The following is a 17,822-nucleotide window of genomic DNA, read 5'->3' on the forward strand; positions in this document are numbered from 1 at the left end:
CAAGGGAATGGCTTTCCTTGTAAAGCCAACCCCAAGGCCCTTTCCGAGGTGGAACCGAGGAAAGCATCCAGGCCTTGGAAGAATCACTGTAACGGCATTGCAAGATTGTTTTGCTAAATTGAGATTGCGAGATTCCTGAATTCCGATTTAATAAAATAGTAAACAATGAACTAAAATTCCTGTAGGCCACTTTGCCAGAGCTACATCTGAGTAATTGAGCACCGCAATCATCTTTGTACCGCTTTTTCTGCTAAGATGATTTTTTATTACCGCACTGTACTCCTCTTCAATTTCTTTAACCATTTATATTCTACATTCTGTTTTTTGTTCAGTCTATTTCTTTATTCCGATAATTTCCAATCACTAAACAGATAATTATTTATACAATTGTAATATCTTCAAAGTGGCACCGTTTGACCTAATCAGTGCCATGGTCACTCCGGAATAGCTATAAAGTGCTTTGGATTCATAATCATTAAATATATTATGAAATAAATTCAAATATTATATAAAAAACAAACATACAACCAAAGAAGTAATGTGCGGAATTAACGGGGCAATTGCTCTAAGCAAACAAAAAACGCTCAATTGGCAAGCCGATATGCGCCCTACCATTGAGATCATGAACAATACCATTGAACATCGTGGGCCAGATTCCGATGGTGTTTTTATAAAAGAGCCCATTGCCTTTGGCTTTAGACGGTTGAGTATCATTGACCTTGATGATTCTGCAAACCAGCCCATGTTAAGCAGTGATAAAAACATTGTTTTGGTATTCAATGGGGAGATATATAATTATCTCGAAATCAAATCTGAACTTATCGAAAAAGGATACCGTTTTAGAACAGCATCTGACACCGAAGTAATCATCAACAGCTATTTGGAATATGGCGAGGAATGTGTACAACATTTTAACGGGATGTGGGCATTTGCGATTTATGACTTCAGGAAAAATAAACTCTTTTGTTCACGAGATCGCTTAGGTGTTAAACCGTTTTATTATTGTTATAGTGATAACTGTCTGTTTTTTTCCAGTGAATTAAAGGTTCTTCACAAGGTTTGTAATTTAAGAGATGCCAATCATAGTAAGGTATTTGAGTATTTAGCCTATGGCTATCGACTAAATGATGGAGAAACTTTTTTTAAAGCTTGTTCTGAATTATTACCGGGCACTAATATGGTTTATGAAAATGACAAATTTTCCTTCTTTAAGTACTGGAAATTGGAAGAAAACTCATTTAAGCACAATCCCATTTTAAGCCCACATGAAGAATACATTCAATTATTTGAAAATGCGGTAAAACTGAGATACAGAAGCGATGTTCCTGTTGCGCTCTTATTAAGCGGGGGGTTGGATTCTTCAGCAATAGCAAAAGTTACGGATAACTTAATTGAAAAGGGGGAACTGGAACAAACTGATATTCATGCCTATATTGCATCCTTTCCAAATTTTAAAGATGATGAAACGGCAATTGCCAGAGAATTTATAAAAACATGCCGTCATATAAAGCTCCATGAAATATTAATTGACAAAAGTAATCTTATAAGTGATTTTGAAAATATCATTTATAATTTAGATCACCCCCTTGGTTCTTTTACGAGCATTGCTCATCATAACATTATGAAGGAATGTAAACAAAGAGGCATTAAAGTGGTATTGAACGGGCAGGGAAGTGATGAAGCTTATGCGGGCTACGACCGCTATATTAGTGGGGCCCATTTACTCAATCAATTATTATCATCAGGTGGAAATTTTGCAAAAGAGTTTCGCGCATTAAATTCTCTGAATAATTATTCGAAATCTTTTTTGATTTCACAAATGATTAAATCAATATTAAACCAACCCTTTGCTTCTTATTTAAGAGCAAAATATCAGGAAAAATCAATTTCTTGCTTGAATAACGATTTTATAAATTCGAATTACAAACATTATCAATCAGAATATAAGTTCTCTTTTAAAGGAAATAATTTTAACAACTATCTTTTAAATGATATTAATCACAAGGGGCGCCTAAATCACATTCTACATTATGAAGATATTTCTTCTATGCAACAATCAATAGAAATTCGCTCCCCTTTTATGGATTACAGAATGTTGGAATTTGCTTTTTCAATTCCGACTGAATTAAAATTTAAAAATGGAGTAACTAAAATCATACAGAGAGATACAATAGGTAAATTGTTACCTGATTCTATCAAACTAAACCGAAATAAAATAGGATTTAATACCCCTTTTAATGAATATATCTCTAATGATCCAATTTTTAAATCTTATATTTTTGATATTTTAAACGCTGCAAATTTTAAATCTAAAAAAATCTGGAATTCAGATAAAATTCTTAAAGTTTTCGAAAACCCCACTAAATATCCAAATTTCCCTTTCTGGCGGATTATTAACTTAGAGGTGTGGTCGAAGGTTTATAATATTAATAACCTGTAATTAAATTCTTTTTACGATAGTTCTTTAAGTTCAGATCTAAATAGTTGGTTCTAAACAGTAATAACTAAGGTCATCAAGGAGAAATCAAGATATAAAGGTCTTGTAAAAACATTATTTTCAAAATGTCCGTTATAAATAAATGGCAACATCACTTCCTGGTCGCACAATATTCGGCCTGTTCTTTGGGATCAAGGGGCGGATTCGGGATATCCCCACACTGGTCTAAAAATAGGGCTAAAATTCTATAGCTCGGCTATAGGGCAAGGGCGGCAAAAAACTTAATGAAGTATAGATTTATGAATGACGTTTTAATAATTCAGAGAATTTTCCCTAAATACAGAAAAGATATTTTAGATGAACTTCATCAACACATCAATTTTACTTTAATACATGCAAAGAGCAATTCTGGTATAAAACAAGTTTCGGCTCCTTATTCTAAAACAATTGGTAGTTTTCAATATTCAAAAAAGGAATCTGGACAATTTTTAAATGTCTTTAAATACATATTGAAAAATAAGCCCAAAGTAATTGTACATGAATTCTCTATTGGCGTTTTGTCGCTCATACCAACATACTTACTAGCAAGAGTATTAGGAATAAAATTCCTTCTTTGGGGACATGGGTATGATAGAACCAAAGGTTTTAACCCTAAAAAATCATTAAACGACAAACTGAGATTGTATTTAGTAAAAAAAGTTGATGCCGTAATTTTTTATGGAAGCGAAGCTAAAACCTTGTATTCAGAGTATGTCAGTTGTGATAAACTATTTGTGGCTTTCAATTGCCTAAATACTAAAGTCTTAAGTTCGATTAGAGATAGGCTTGAGAAGGAAGGTCGAGAGAAAATTAAAAATAGAATTGGCTTTACAAAAAAGTACAATTTAATATTTATCGGAAGAATATTAGCATTTAAACAACCTCAAATCCTCCTTGATATATATGACTATTTGTATAATGAACATGGGGACATCATAGGCATTCATTTTGTGGGCGATGGTGAGTATTTAAATCAAGTAAAGGACATGGTAAAGCACAAAAGAATTGAAAAGAATATTACGTTTTATGGTGCAATCCACGACGATATTAAAAACGGAGAATTATTGTATTGCTCCGATTTAATGGTAATGCCAGGTCCGGTAGGACTTTCAGTAAATCATGCCTTCAATTTCGATTGCCCGGTTGTGACGTTTGAGCATAATAAACATAGTCCTGAAATAGAGTATTTAATCAATGAAAAAACCGGTTTTATTGTAGAAACCCGCACTGCAGAAGCGATGGCTTTGATAATCAGTAAATACTTGAAAACTCAAGATATTCAATACAAAATGAAAATTAATTCACGCAAAATGATAGAGACAACATGTTCAATAGATTCCTTTATTAAAGGATTTGTTGATGCTATAAAATTCGTACAGTGCAAAAAATAATAATCAATGAATACAAAAAGAATTCTTTGCATTTTACAACTGCCACCCCCACTGCATGGAGCCAGTTTAATGAATAGCTATGTAATAAATAGTGAGGTTTTAAGAAGAAATTTTACTATAGATATTGTCAATCTACAGTTTGCCAAATCAATAAAGGAATTAGAAAAATTTTCCTTGCTAAAAATTTATAAAGCAATATTATACGGTTTTATGATAGCGAAAATCGTTATTACCAAAAGTCCGGATTTGATATATTTTACTATAGCGCCAAAAGGATTTGCCTTTTACAGAGATGCCTGTTATGTTCTATTACTAAAATTATTAAATTCAAAAATTGTATTCCACCTGCATGGCAAAGGCATTAAAAATAATATCAAGAAAAGCTTTCTTAAAAAGAAAATATATGCCTGGGTATTTAAAAATAGTTATGTAATATGCCTATCCGAACGATTATCAGAGGATATATCTGAAGTATATACATTACCCTACATTGTGCCAAATGGGATCAAAATACTACCAAAAAGAAATGGTATTCAAAATCGATTAAACAAATCTACTGTTAATGTTTTGTTTTTATCAAATTACATTAGAAGTAAAGGTGTATTGGTATTAATTGATGCTTTAGCCATTCTTCATAGTCAAGGATATCTGTTTAACGCTAGATTAGTTGGGGCCCCTGCTGATCTAACTATTGAATTTTTGGAAAATCGGATTGCTAATCAAAGTTTGGCAGAAGTGGTACAAGTAACAGGACCTCTCTATGGAAATGATAAAATAGCTGAGTTTCAAAACGCCGATATATTTACTTTTCCAACCTATAATGAAGCTTTTCCTTTGGTAATTCTTGAGGCAATGCAACACGCCCTTCCAGTGGTTTCAACACTCGAAGGAGGAATTCCTGAAATGACAATAGATGGTAAAACTGGTTTTTTGGTTGAAACTCAAAATGCTCCTATGCTTGCAGAAAAAATAGCTGTATTATTGAAAAATAAAAATATGCGGATAGAGATGGGAAAAAGAGGATATGAAAGGTTTATGGACAATTATACAATAAATCACTTTGAAAAAAATATACATTACATATTTCAAACCTTACTAGATAGCTAAATAAAAGGTTGTTTATAATTGATTATTCTCGATTGCGAATAAATAAAACATAGTGGAAAGAATCTTATATAAAATAAGCTTATGTGTGGAATAGCTGGATTCACTGGTTTTAAGAATAACAACGAACTAGCTGAAGATGCTAATAAAATACAACACCATAGAGGACCCGATAATCAATCGGTATGGTTTGATGAATATATTGCCTTAGCACATCAGAGGCTTTCCATTATTGATTTAAGTGAAGCCGCCAATCAGCCGTTTCATAAAGGTAATCTCGTAATTGTATTTAATGGCGAAATATATAATTACAAACAACTCCAGGAAAAATTAAAAAATGAGAAACAAGTAATTTTCTCCACTTCTTCGGATACCGAGGTTGTACTTGAAATGTACAAACATTTTGGAGTGCAATGCCTTGATTTCTTTTTAGGCATGTTTGCATTTGCTATTTATAATAAGAAAAGTTCTGAACTCATTATAGCACGTGATCATTTTGGGATAAAACCACTTTTTTATACTCAGATTGATAACACTTTTGCTTTTAGTTCTGAACTTAAGACTCTTGTAAGAATACCGGGATTTAATAAAATTATTAACCCTAAATCATTAGTTAGCTGCATAAATTACATATGGGTGTCAGGAAATGAAACCATGTTCAATGATTGTCACAAACTGCCTCCGGCTCATTACCTTACTTATAACAAAAATGAAGGCGTTAAAATAATCAGATATTGGGAGCTAGATGACACATCAAAATCAATTGATACTGAACAACACATAGTTGATGAGCTGACAAGAACTATCGAAAAATCTGTGGCGCGCCACATGGTCGCTGATGTACCTGTAAGTTGCTTTCTAAGTGGCGGCCTGGATTCTTCCCTAATTTCAGTATTGGCGAAAAAGAAAAATCATCTACTATCCACTTATACGATATCTACATTGATGAAGGATAAGAAGATCGAACAAATGCCCGATGATGAAAAATACGCAAAAATTGTTGCAGACACTTTCCAATTTAATCATAATGTACTCCAAATAAACTCAGATATATTAAATGAACTTCCACGCATTGTTCGCGCATTGGACGAGCCTATTGGCGATCCAGCGGCAATAAATACCTATCTTATTTGCAAAGCAGCAAAACAAAAAGGTGCAAAAGTTCTTCTGTCCGGAATGGGAGCTGATGAAATATTTTTTGGTTATAGGAGACAGCAAGCAACACTTTTGGCACTCAGGTATAATAAACTTCCCAAGTTTGTAAAAAGCATAACTTCCGCAGTAGTAAATAGGCTACCTGTAAAAATATTTGGTAAAGGCTTCAAAATTGGCCGATGGGCTAAGCGATTTATAAGCTTTGCAACATTGCCGGCCGATGAAGCTTATATGAGAAGTTACTCCTATTACAGCACAAATGAACTTAGAGATCTTTTTAAAGTTGATTACAAACCTGCTATTGAATTAGTTGCGCATGAACATAAATCCTTGTTTAAATCAAAATATAAAGATGATTTTATCAACCAGATATGTAATATCGATACACAAATGTTTATGTTAGGTTTGAATTTAACCTATACCGATCGAGCCTCCATGGCAGCATCAGTTGAAGTTAGAGTACCTTTTATAGACAAGTTGATGGTGACAAAGGCCATGCAGATACCAGGCCACTTAAAGATTAAAAGAGGAGTGTCAAAATCCATTTTGAAAAAGGCCGCTGAAAAAGTGCTCCCTAAAGAAATTATATATAGAAAAAAAGCTTCCTTTGGGGCTCCAATTCGATCATGGATTGCAAATGATTTAAGGAGCATGGTTGATGAATTGCTTTCGGAGGAGAATATCAATAAAAGAGGATTTCTCAACTATTCTGTCGTGAAACAAATGATAGAAAGCGACCGGAGGGGTGATGAAGATAAAGCTTACCAAATTTATCAGTTATTAACTCTTGAATTATGGTGCAGAGAATATTTAGATAAATGAACTTAATTATCATTTAATTTAAGACAAATAAAAAAATAACCCGATATGCTGCAACTTACCCAAAAACTGAATAACGGTGAAATGCAAGTTCAGGAAGTACCTGCTCCGCAATTAGGGAAAGGAATGGTATTAGTTAAAAACCATTATTCACTAATAAGTGCGGGGACTGAAAGTTCAACGGTTAAGGCTGCCAGGAAAAATTTGATTGGCAAAGCTAAAGAACGGCCACAGCAAGTTAAACAAGTAATTGATACCTTAATTCAACAAGGTCCGGTACAAACTTACAGAGCAGTCTCAAAAAAGTTGGAAGCATACTCTACTTTGGGCTATTCGAGCGCTGGCGAAATTATTGAAGTTGGTGAAGGTGTTACTGAATTTTCAAGAGGAGACTGGGTTGCTTGTGCCGGAGTTGGTTATGCGGTACATGCCGAGATAATTGCCGTTCCTATCAACTTAGTGGTGAAACTAAATAATAAGGCCAGTTTAAAAAACGCAGCATATAATACCTTAGGAGCTATCGCTATGCAAGGGGTCAGACAAGCTGATTTAAGACTTGGCGAGACCTGTGCTGTGATAGGATTGGGTCTATTGGGTCACTTGACTTGTCTTATGTTAAAGGCCTCAGGATTAAGGGTAATTGGAATTGATGTTAATAGTTCAGCTGTTGAATCTGCCAGATCACATTGCACTGATCTAGCGCTTAATAGAAATTCAAAAGGTATTGAAGACCAAATACATCAATTTACAGATGGAATAGGTGTCGACTCCGTGATTATCGCAGCTGGAACCGAAAGTCTCGATCCGATAAATTTTGCCGGTGTCATTGCCAGAAAAAAAGGCAAAGTGGTTATACTAGGAGTAGTCCCAACCGGGTTTGAACGTTATCCGCATTGGTATCGCAAGGAGCTAGAGCTAAAAATGTCGTGCTCTTACGGGCCGGGCCGTTACGATAACAATTACGAGGAAAAGGGCATTGATTATCCGGTTGCATATGTCCGTTGGACTGAAAAACGCAATATGCTAGCTTTCCAACAATTAATTTATAGTGGTACCATTAACATTGATTATTTAACAACTCATGAAATAGACTTTAACGAGGCACCTGATGCTTATGATATGATTCTGAATAATTCAGAGCCGTATATGGGAATTATATTAAAATACGATATTGAAAAAAAGCAGCGTCTATTTCAGAAAATAAGCACAAATAAACCTTCTCCAATTGGCAAAGTTAACATTGCTTTTATAGGTGCCGGAAGTTATGCACAAGGCAATCTGTTGCCCAATATCCCCAAGAATAAACAGGTTACCAGAAAAGGCATCCTTACAAATACAGGGGTAACATCAAAGCGTGTAGCTGAAAGATTTGGTTTTGATTATTGCACATCTGATGAAAAGGATATTTTACAAAATGATGAAGTTAATACGGTATTTATCGCTACCCGACACGATTCCCATGCGGAATACGTATTAAAATCATTGAAGAACAATAAAAACGTTTTTGTTGAAAAACCGTTATGTATTTCCCCTGATGAATTGTCACAAATTACTGATCAGTATAACGGAAAACAACATTTGTTGGTCGGATTCAATCGTCGTTTTAGTCCGCTTTCTGTTGAGTTGAAGAAAAAAATGGGAAAAGGACCAATGTCTATGAATTATAGAATCAATGCAGGTAAACTTCCCAATGACTCCTGGCTTCAAGATATGGAACTTGGTGGCGGTCGTATTATTGGTGAAGTTTGTCATTTTATAGATTACCTCACCTGGATGAATGGAAGTTTACCTATAGGGATTTTCGCCAACGCTTTACCCGATGCAGAAAACAATAATGATACATTAAGTATTCAACTCACTTTTGCCAATGGCTCCATAGGAGTTGTTTCATATTATGCCAACGGACCAAAAACCTTACCGAAGGAGTACATCGAAGTTTTTAATTCGGGCTCAGCCGGAATTCTTAATAATTTCAAAGAATTGAAAATCTTTGGTAAGAAAAAATTCAAGAAGAAATTATTTAATCAGGATAAAGGTCAGGCGAAAATGGTGGATGAATTTATTTGTTCAATTAAAAATGGAACCCCATCCCCAATTTCATTTGAAGAGATAATTTCTGTTTCGAAAGCTAGTTTTGCCGTTTTGGAATCCTTAAAAACGGGGGCGTTGGTTAAAATCTAATCTCAATGGTAGATAAATCAATCGAAACAAGTTTTATAAAGTTAGAAGAATATTGCCGATCAGAAGCCTATAAAGGATATGATCCGTTCGATGGGCTAAATAGTAAACTTTTTGATTATCTGCCATTTTTAAGAAAAAGCAGATTATTTAAACTAATCTGGATCCAATTTTTCAAACGGTCACCTGTAAATTTTAGAAAAATTGCAGGGATAAAGAAAGATTACAACGCTAAGGCGGTTGGTCTGTTTTTATCGGGCTATTGCAATTTGTACAAAATCAATCCTACAGAGACAACCATATTCCAAATCAGGTCTTTTATTGATCAGCTTCAACAGTGTCAATCTGATGAATATTCAGGAAGCTGTTGGGGGTATAATTTTGATTGGCAGGCACGCGCTTTTTTTCAACCTAAAAACACGCCAACGATAGTCGCAACAACTTTTATTAGCAACGCATTGCTAGATGCTTATGAGATTATCGGAGAAGAACACTTGCTCAAAATGGCTCGGAGTTCCTGCGATTTTATTATTAAAGATTTAAACAAAACATATGACGATAAGGGTAATTTTGCATTCTCGTATTCTCCTTTAGATAAAAGTGTGGTTTTCAATGCCTCATTGTTAGGTAGTCGTCTCCTTTCAAGAGTATATAATTTCACCAAAGAAAGTATCCTTATTGAAGAGGCTAAAAAATCCGTGGCATTTTGTTGTAATCAACAACTTAGCAATGGTTCCTGGTGTTATGGAACGCATAGTTTTCATCAATGGATTGATAATTTCCATACCGGTTATAACCTTGAATGTATCGCAGAATACATGAAGTTTTCAGGGGATAATTCTTATGAGCAACACCTTGATATGGGGTTTACTTTTTACATTAAAACATTTTTTACTGAAGAGGGCATTCCGAAATATTATTCCAATTCTATCTATCCCATAGATATTCATGCCCCGGCCCAAATGGTAATTACTTTATCCAAATTGGATAAGTTTCAGGAACAAAAAGAATTATTAGATAGAGTTTTAAAGTGGACAATAACAAATATGCAGTCTGAAAAGGGCTATTTCTATTATCAAATCAATAAGTATTTTCCATCTAAAATACCTTATATTCGATGGGCACAGGCCTGGATGTTCTATGCCTTGAGCACATACCTATTTGAGGAGAACAAGAAAACTAACAAATTGCAAAAACCCTAAAGGAGTTCGACAACGGCAAGAGCACCCACCGGAACTACCTGAAAAGGGAGAACAGGAAATGGCTCAAGTAAAAGGGCATAAGGATGGTAGCGGCCTAGAGTTTATAATCTTTGCGAAGATCAGCAACCCTAAATACTTAAAGACAAAAATTCTAGACTAGAATGGACAATATATATATCCTTAATACCAAAATCCATAATCTAAGCGCACAAGAAACTCTGGACAAAATAGAAAGGGCGATTCAAGATAAAAAACAAATTCATCATGTTGTCGTAAATGCGGGCAAAATAATAGCCATGCAAACAGATAAAGAATTGCAAAAAAGCGTTAATGAAAGTGATATAATCAATGCGGATGGACAGAGCGTGGTATGGGCTTCACGATTCTTGGGCAAACCACTAAAAGAAAGAGTCGCAGGAATCGATCTAATGGAAAGTCTTGTAAAAGTAGCTCACATTAAAAAACATAAAATTTTTTTTCTGGGTGCAAAGGAAGAGGTGGTCAAAGCTGTAGTTGAAAAATATTCCGAGGAGTTTTCACCTGATATCATTGCTGGATATCGCAATGGATATTTTGATCGAATGGAAGAGGAAAAAATTGCAGAACAGATCTCCAGGAGCGAAGCTAATATCTTGTTTGTGGCCATAAGTTCGCCAACAAAAGAGAATTTTTTGTACAGAAACAAAAAGACGCTTTATACAGTTAATTTTATTATGGGAGTAGGCGGAAGCTTCGATGTAGTTTCCGGCAGACTGAAAAGAGCTCCTGTTTGGATGCAAAAAGCTGGATTGGAGTGGTTCTTTCGATTTGTCCAAGAGCCTAAAAGAATGTGGAAACGCTACCTTATTGGTAACACGAAGTTTATATTAATGGTTCTTAAAGAGCGTTTTATATCATAAAATGCTTTTTTAAAAATTAGTAATATTTTGCACTCAAGGAGATTTTATTCATACAAGGTAAATAATAAGGGATCTGGCTTGAAACAGGAAGATCTATATTAAAAATTAGTAATGGTTTATTGATTAATTACTGACACCTTTATATACAATTAACCAAATATCAATTTAGAATGATACTAACGATAGTGGCGGGAGCAAGGCCAAATTTCATGAAAGTTGCGCCCATTATCAAGGCCATACATTTGGCCAATAAAGCAATTCCAGAAAACATCAAATATCGACTGGTTCATACCGGGCAACACTATGATAATAAAATGAGCGGAGTTTTCTTCAATCAACTTGGTATCCCAAAACCAGATGCAAATCTTGGGGCTGGTGGGGGTACGCAGGCAGAGCAAACGGCCTCGATTATGATTAGTTTTGAAAAAGAACTAAGTAACCACCGTCCAGATGTTGTTTTGGTGGTTGGCGATGTAACTTCAACCATGGCTTGCACTATTACGGCAAAAAAAATGTGCATTGATGTTGTGCATGTAGAAGCAGGTATCCGTTCTGGAGACATGAGAATGCCCGAAGAAATTAATAGAATACTTACCGATTCTATTTGTGATCATTTCTTCACTACTACAGAGTTAGCAAACTCTAACTTATCTAAAAGTGGAATTCCGGAAGATAGAATTCATTTAGTAGGAAATACAATGATTGATACATTGTACCAAAACATTGACAATTTAATTCAACCTCCAATTTGGGAGAAATTTAACCTAAAACAAAATGAATATTTTTTAGTTACTCTACATCGTCCTGCCAACGTTGATGATTCCCAGAATTTAAAAAATTTGCTCGATGGCATTTTAAGAAGTTCATATCCGTATCCAGTTTTGTTCCCTGTGCATCCTCGGACCAGAAAAGTACTTGAAGAAATTTCTTATGAAGATAAGCAGTTAATGCAAATGGATCCATTAGCATATTTAGAATTCATTTATTTGGTTAAAAATGCGAGGTGCGTGATCACAGATTCGGGGGGTATTGCAGAAGAAACCACAGCTTTGGACATTCCATGCATTACTTTGCGGGATTCTACTGAACGTCCAGAAACTATATCTATTGGAACAAACGAGTTAGTAGGTCTAGACCCGAATAATATATCTCCTTATATTAAGAAACTAAATAATGGTGAATGGAAAAAAGGAGGTATGCCTGAAATGTGGGATGGTAAAACTTCCAGTAGAATAATTAATAAATTACTTGATATATATGGCTGATTTTGAATGAAGTCAATTATATTTTAGTAGAATGTTTTCGTTAATAGGCTTTTTCTTCTCCTTTAAAGGCATTCTCTACGGTTTGAAATACAATCTTCAGGTCAAGTCCCAAGCTCCATTTTTCGATATAGAAAATGTCCATTCGGACCCTATTTATTATGTCGGCCTTTTTTGTGACTTCGCCTCGATATCCTCTCGTTTGGGCAAGCCCCGTGATACCGGGTTTTACAAAATGCCGTACCAAATATTTGTCAACTGTGGTTTGATAATCAAAAGTATGTAACTCCATATGGGGCCTGGGGCCCACGACACTCATATCGCCCATAAAGACATTAAAAAATTGGGGCAGTTCGTCGAGACTGGTCTTTCTTAGTATTTTTCCGACACAGGTGACGCGCTTGTCGTTTTTGGATGCCATTTTGTTATGGGAGTCCCCGTTTAAGTGCATGGATCGGAACTTATAGCACCAAAAGACCTTGCGCTTCAGGCCGTGGCGTTTTTGCTTAAAGAAGAGCTTTCCGGGAGATTCCAGCTGAATTATTATGAACAGCAGGGGAGTGAGCCACGACAGTACACAAATAATCATTAGGGAAGAGAAGAGGATATCGAAGCTGCGCTTAACGATGCGCGAATACCCGGTGTCTAAAGGTACTTTTCGAAGGCTTAAAACCGGAATGCTGTCGTAGAGTTCAATGGACATGGTACGTGAGAAAATCGCTTTGTTATCGGGAATAATATTGACCTTTATTAAATTGTTGTCCGCAAAGTTTACCAGGTTCTTTAACTCATTATGATTGAATTTTGAGGCGAAGCAATAAATCTCATCCACTTTATTTTCAAGAATAAAGAGAAAACAATCCATGATCTGCCCCAAGTAACTAGGACTTTGTGTAGGATTATCGTCAAAGTAGCCCAGGTAGCGATACCCGAGTGCCGGCTGGTCGAATACTTTTTGTATTTTCTTTAGATTAACATCTCTCCCAATCACAACTACATTTGCCGAATTGCCGCCTATAATACGATAGCTGCGCATTACCCAATAAAATAATAGGCGGTATACGGTCAAACAGGCACAAATTAACAAGAAGACAAAAAGCTGATATTCAAATGACTTATAGGTTCTGCCAATTACTCCAAAAAGAGCAAAATAGGCAAGGCCATAGGTCAAATAAAGTTGAAACATTTTGTTTAGGTTGGTCCCAAATCGCTCTTTGCGATCTGTAGGATAATACCGCAGCATATGGGTAATGAGCAGCCAAGAAATATTATAATAGATTATATGGTAAAGATGGCCATAGATCTCCGGGCTAAGCCAATACAAGATACCATTGATAATACCTAAATGGATTACCAGAGAGATAGGGATAATTAAGTCAGAATTTTTAAAGTCGGTCATCAGTACATTTCAAATAGTTCCGGTGGGGTAACCGATATTTGTTTTGGTTTGTTCCGATAGCACGAATTAGGAGTTATAAACACAATGGCGAGAATCGCTTAACTGTGTAAATAATATCTACCTAAAAAGTAAGACGTTACTTCTTAAAAATTATCTGTTAACTTAAAAGTTGTAGGATTTGTGGGATTGAGGGAAAGATATGCGTTAACATCTAGTTAAATATACATATTTTGAACTAAATGCACAGAATTTATATGGAAATTTTCAAGCTAAAGCAATTGAATTTAAAAAGTATGAAGAAGTTTTTAGAGTTCACATCCAAAACCCGAAAATAATTCCGCAATCTTATAGGACAGTGTTTACTAAAATCTTACCAGTATCATCGGAAAATACTGTAATGTAGGTTGTGATTGGAGTAAAATAAAAAAATAGATGGGTAATTAGCTGTTTTATACGTGATTTATTTTACTTTGCATTCTGTAGGGAGAAGAGTTCATTCTATGTTTTACAAATTTTATGACCTTATCTTTTGAAATTGTCACTAAAAATTCAACCACTTCTTATGAAAATTAACCCCACCAAACCTTTCTTTAAAGGCCAAATTGTATCGCTTCGATTCCCTGTATTCAAATTCTTCGTCATTTTCTTGGTGGCACTACATCTTGCTTCCTGTATCAACACCCGAAAGGTGACCTATTTTAACGATGTTGGGGAAGACCGTTTTCTCGACCAGTTTGAAAATCTTGAGCCCGTACTCCAAAAAAACGATATCCTCAGTATTTCGGTCAGCAGTCTAAATCCGGAAGCAGCGGAAATTTTTAATGTCTCTAATCTCACGGCTACGCAAAGTTTCTCGTCTGAAGGAATAACTACCCAAGCGTCGGGGTATTTGATCGATCAGGAAGGTTTTATCCGTTTTCCTATTTTGGGCAGGCTTCAGGCGGCCGGGTTGACTAAAAGTGGGCTGCGCGAGAAGATTACAAAAGCCTTGAACGACCAACAACTCCTGTTGGATCCGATTGTCGATGTACGTTACCTCAATTACAAAGTTGCGGTGTTAGGTGAGGTGCAAAATCCCTCGGTACTGACCATTCCCAATGAAAAAGTAAGCCTGCTGGAAGCCTTGGGTCTTGCCGGTGATCTCACTATCTATGCCAAACGTGATAATGTGCTTTTGATCCGTGAGAAAGACGGGGTAAAGATGACCCATCGCATTGACCTCACCACCGAAGAGCTCTTGAGCTCTCCGTATTATTACCTGCAATCCAATGACATTATCTACGTGCAGCCCAACAAATCAAAAGTGGCTAGCACCTCACGGGCTATACTATGGCTGCCGGTGATTCTTAGCGCCCTGTCACTTGGGATTATTGCGATCGATCGTTATTAAATTATAAGGTAGAAACAAGCATGTACTACACCAAAAAATCAATCAAAAACAAAGACCTGTACAATACCCTGGTCGATTTGTTTTTCCCCTTTTGGCCGCTTTTGGCATTGCTCCTGATTACATGTCTTGCCTTGGCCTGGGGCTATAAAAAATATCAGGCCCCTACATACCAGGTTTCCGCCACATTGATGATCAAAGACGAGAACAAAGGCGTCGACGATTCGAAAATGCTAGAATCGATGAACCCCTTCGATTCCAAAAAGATTGTAGAAAATGAGATTAAGGTGATTCAATCTCCCGATCTTATTAAAAGAGTGGTGGATAGCTTGGGATTGTATGCCCCCATTTATGCGGAAAAGGATTTCCTTGGTTTAAAAAATATCAAATCGGTACCCGTGTATACGACCTCCCCTATACGTGTCCAGATAAAGAACCCCGAAACTATTGCAATTGCCGAAGAGGAGCCTTCCGAGTATTATTTTAAATACGATGCATTAAAAAAGGCCATTACTATAAACGGGAATTCCTACCCCATCGGTCAATGGGTGAGTAGCCCTTTTGGAGAAGTACGCTTTGTAGAGAATGGCCATAAAGTTCAGCCTGCCAAGAATAGTCTATTTTTCGTATTGGTCAATCCGCGAGTAATGACGACAAGGCTGTTAAAAGCCTTGGAAGTAATACCCCCTGAAAAATTATCCACCGTGATCAACCTTATTTACGAAGATGCCTTACCCAAGAGAGGCGAGGATATTTTGAATGAGTTGATCAAGGCCTATAATCAAAAAGGTATTGAAGACCGAAATAGACTTGCGGCTAATACCATGCAATTCATTGAGGCTCGTATCCAAAATGTGGAGGGCGAACTCAATGAATTAGAGGCCGAAATAGAAAAATATCGCTCCTCCAAAGGCGCTGTCGACCTTAGTGAACAGAGTCGATTGTATTTGCAGGATGCGGGAGAGAATGACCAGAAAATCGCAGATATCAATCTCAAGCTTTCCATTCTCGATAAAGTGGAAAGTTATATACGGTCAAAAGATTCTGGAGGCAGCATAGTGCCCTCCACCTTGGGCATCGACAATCCAGTGTTGACGCAGCTGCTTCAGAAACTCCATGATTCTGAAATCAAATATGAGGGGCTAAGGAACACAACCGGGGCCAATAACCCTTTGCTGACTTCGCTAAGAGATGAAATTAATAAAATACGCCCCAGCATTCTGGAGAACGTGCAGAGTCAGAAGAGCAACTTACAGGCAAGTCTTTCCAATCGAAGCTCAACTTCCGGCAGGTACAACTATGCCTTGAAAACCATCCCAGCACAGGAACGGATACTACTGGAGATTAGCCGTCGCCATGCGGTAAAAGGTGACCTCTTCGCTTTTTTGCTGCAGAAAAGGGAGGAGACGGCCCTTGCCTTCGTCCCTGAGACCGGCGACAATAATGTGGTGGTTTCGGCACAGGCTTCCTTAGAACCGGTGAGTCGGAGTTTGAAGATTTATGGAATTGCATTTTTCTTCTCCCTAGTGCTGTGGACAGCTTATGTGGTAATCAAGGAGCAGCTAAACAACAAAATCCTGTTCCGTTCAGAAATCGAGGAAAGTACCGATTTGCCCGTCATCGGTGAACTCTCCTATTTGGCGAATGCTAAGAAGCTTTCGAACAAAAAACCGAAAGATCAAGTGTTGATCGAGCAGTTCCGACAACTGGATGCCCAATTAGGACTGTATGGTAGGACCTTTAAGAAAAAGAAAATTCTCGTCACCTCTAGCATAGCCGGCGAGGGCAAGAGTTTCGTAAGCCAAAACCTCTCCTATAGCCTCGCCCGGAGCGGTAAAAAGGTAATTCTTGTCGATATGGATCTAAGGAAACCGAATTCCTCCGAAAACTACGGCCTGTTAAAAAGTAACGGGGTTGTTCAGTTTTTAAGGGAAGAGGCTCAACTAAAAGATATTATCACAGAAACCAAATTGGACGAAAATTTATTTGTGATCCCCGCGGGCACCCTAGGCGACGACCATACCCAATTGCTTCTGAACGGAAGATTGGAGCTACTTTTCGGGGAGCTGTCGGAACGCTTTGATTATATCATTATGGACTCCGCCCCCATTGGTCTTGTTCCAGAGGGCAAACTGCTCGCTCAGTTTAGTGACATTACCCTGTTCGTCGTACGCCATGCGATCACGCCCAAAAAGGTCGTACAACACTTAGGTCAAAATCAGGACGATAAATCACTGGAACGCACAGCAATTGTTTTCAATGGCTTAAAAAAGAGGGGGTTTGTAAAAGCAAATAGTGGGTATGGATATGGATATGGGTATAACCAAATGTACGGGTATGGGGTATAAACTCCTTCTGAGTAAAAGTGTTCTTTTAAATGGCAGTTTAATTCTGCTCGATATTCTCATTATAAAAATACTTTGTAATTCACACTTTAATAACATTTTAGAAAACTAAGTCGTTATAATAGAGGGGAGTTTGCATTTATACCCCAAAAAGTAATTTGTTTTAAATCTCAGGGGTAAACCTAAAGTAATCGATGGGCAGCTC

At 36.7% G+C, this 17,822-nt stretch carries 11 protein-coding genes; 10 read left to right on the forward strand and 1 reads right to left on the reverse strand.

The window, feature by feature from the left end; translation table 11 throughout:
- The first annotated feature begins 538 nt into the window (after positions 1–538).
- The 8 genes from asnB (J1G40_RS17215) to wecB all read left to right on the forward strand — a co-directional run bounded on the left by asnB (J1G40_RS17215) (position 539) and on the right by wecB (position 12,489).
- On the forward strand, positions 539–2,440 hold the full coding sequence (asnB, locus tag J1G40_RS17215; RefSeq protein WP_265243903.1) for an asparagine synthase (glutamine-hydrolyzing): 1,902 nt from the start codon (positions 539–541) through the stop codon (positions 2,438–2,440).
- A gap of 296 nt (positions 2,441–2,736) precedes the next feature.
- Positions 2,737–3,867 carry a glycosyltransferase gene (locus tag J1G40_RS17220; RefSeq protein WP_265243904.1) on the forward strand — a complete coding sequence of 377 codons (1,131 nt, stop codon included), beginning with the start codon at positions 2,737–2,739 and terminating at the stop codon, positions 3,865–3,867.
- Between the two features lie 6 nt (positions 3,868–3,873).
- Positions 3,874–4,974, forward strand: coding sequence for a glycosyltransferase family 4 protein (locus J1G40_RS17225; protein ID WP_265243905.1), 1,101 nt, complete (start codon positions 3,874–3,876; stop codon positions 4,972–4,974).
- Between the two features lie 81 nt (positions 4,975–5,055).
- Complete coding sequence (gene asnB / locus J1G40_RS17230) at positions 5,056–6,948, forward strand: asparagine synthase (glutamine-hydrolyzing) (RefSeq protein WP_265243906.1); 1,893 nt, start codon at positions 5,056–5,058, stop codon at positions 6,946–6,948.
- A 45-nt stretch (positions 6,949–6,993) separates the two neighbouring features.
- The gene (locus J1G40_RS17235; RefSeq protein ID WP_265243907.1) at positions 6,994–9,126 is read left to right on the forward strand and encodes a bi-domain-containing oxidoreductase; all 2,133 of its coding nucleotides are present in this window, start codon (positions 6,994–6,996) and stop codon (positions 9,124–9,126) included.
- A gap of 5 nt (positions 9,127–9,131) precedes the next feature.
- A complete protein-coding gene (locus J1G40_RS17240) occupies positions 9,132–10,325 on the forward strand; it encodes a delta-aminolevulinic acid dehydratase (RefSeq protein ID WP_265243908.1) in 1,194 nt (397 codons plus the stop codon).
- Between the two features lie 161 nt (positions 10,326–10,486).
- Positions 10,487–11,224: a WecB/TagA/CpsF family glycosyltransferase gene (locus J1G40_RS17245; RefSeq protein ID WP_265243909.1), complete on the forward strand. Its 738-nt coding sequence runs from the start codon at positions 10,487–10,489 to the stop codon at positions 11,222–11,224.
- 170 nt (positions 11,225–11,394) lie between these two features.
- The gene (wecB, locus tag J1G40_RS17250) at positions 11,395–12,489 is read left to right on the forward strand and encodes a non-hydrolyzing UDP-N-acetylglucosamine 2-epimerase (RefSeq protein WP_265243910.1); all 1,095 of its coding nucleotides are present in this window, start codon (positions 11,395–11,397) and stop codon (positions 12,487–12,489) included.
- A 40-nt stretch (positions 12,490–12,529) separates the two neighbouring features.
- Here the strand turns inward: wecB and J1G40_RS17255 are convergent, their stop codons facing one another.
- Positions 12,530–13,885, reverse strand: coding sequence for an exopolysaccharide biosynthesis polyprenyl glycosylphosphotransferase (locus J1G40_RS17255; RefSeq protein WP_265243911.1), 1,356 nt, complete (start codon positions 13,883–13,885; stop codon positions 12,530–12,532).
- 562 nt (positions 13,886–14,447) lie between these two features.
- Here J1G40_RS17255 and J1G40_RS17260 point away from each other — a divergent pair.
- Together J1G40_RS17260 and J1G40_RS17265 are read left to right on the forward strand one after the other, a co-directional pair.
- The gene (locus J1G40_RS17260; protein ID WP_265243912.1) at positions 14,448–15,275 is read left to right on the forward strand and encodes a polysaccharide biosynthesis/export family protein; all 828 of its coding nucleotides are present in this window, start codon (positions 14,448–14,450) and stop codon (positions 15,273–15,275) included.
- Positions 15,276–15,295: 20 nt separating this feature from the next.
- Complete coding sequence (locus tag J1G40_RS17265; RefSeq protein WP_265243913.1) at positions 15,296–17,620, forward strand: GumC family protein; 2,325 nt, start codon at positions 15,296–15,298, stop codon at positions 17,618–17,620.
- The last annotated feature ends 202 nt before the right edge of the window (positions 17,621–17,822 follow it).

Source organism: Muriicola sp. Z0-33 (genome assembly GCF_026126425.1).
Taxonomy (GTDB): Bacteria; Bacteroidota; Bacteroidia; order Flavobacteriales; family Flavobacteriaceae; genus JAFMPW01.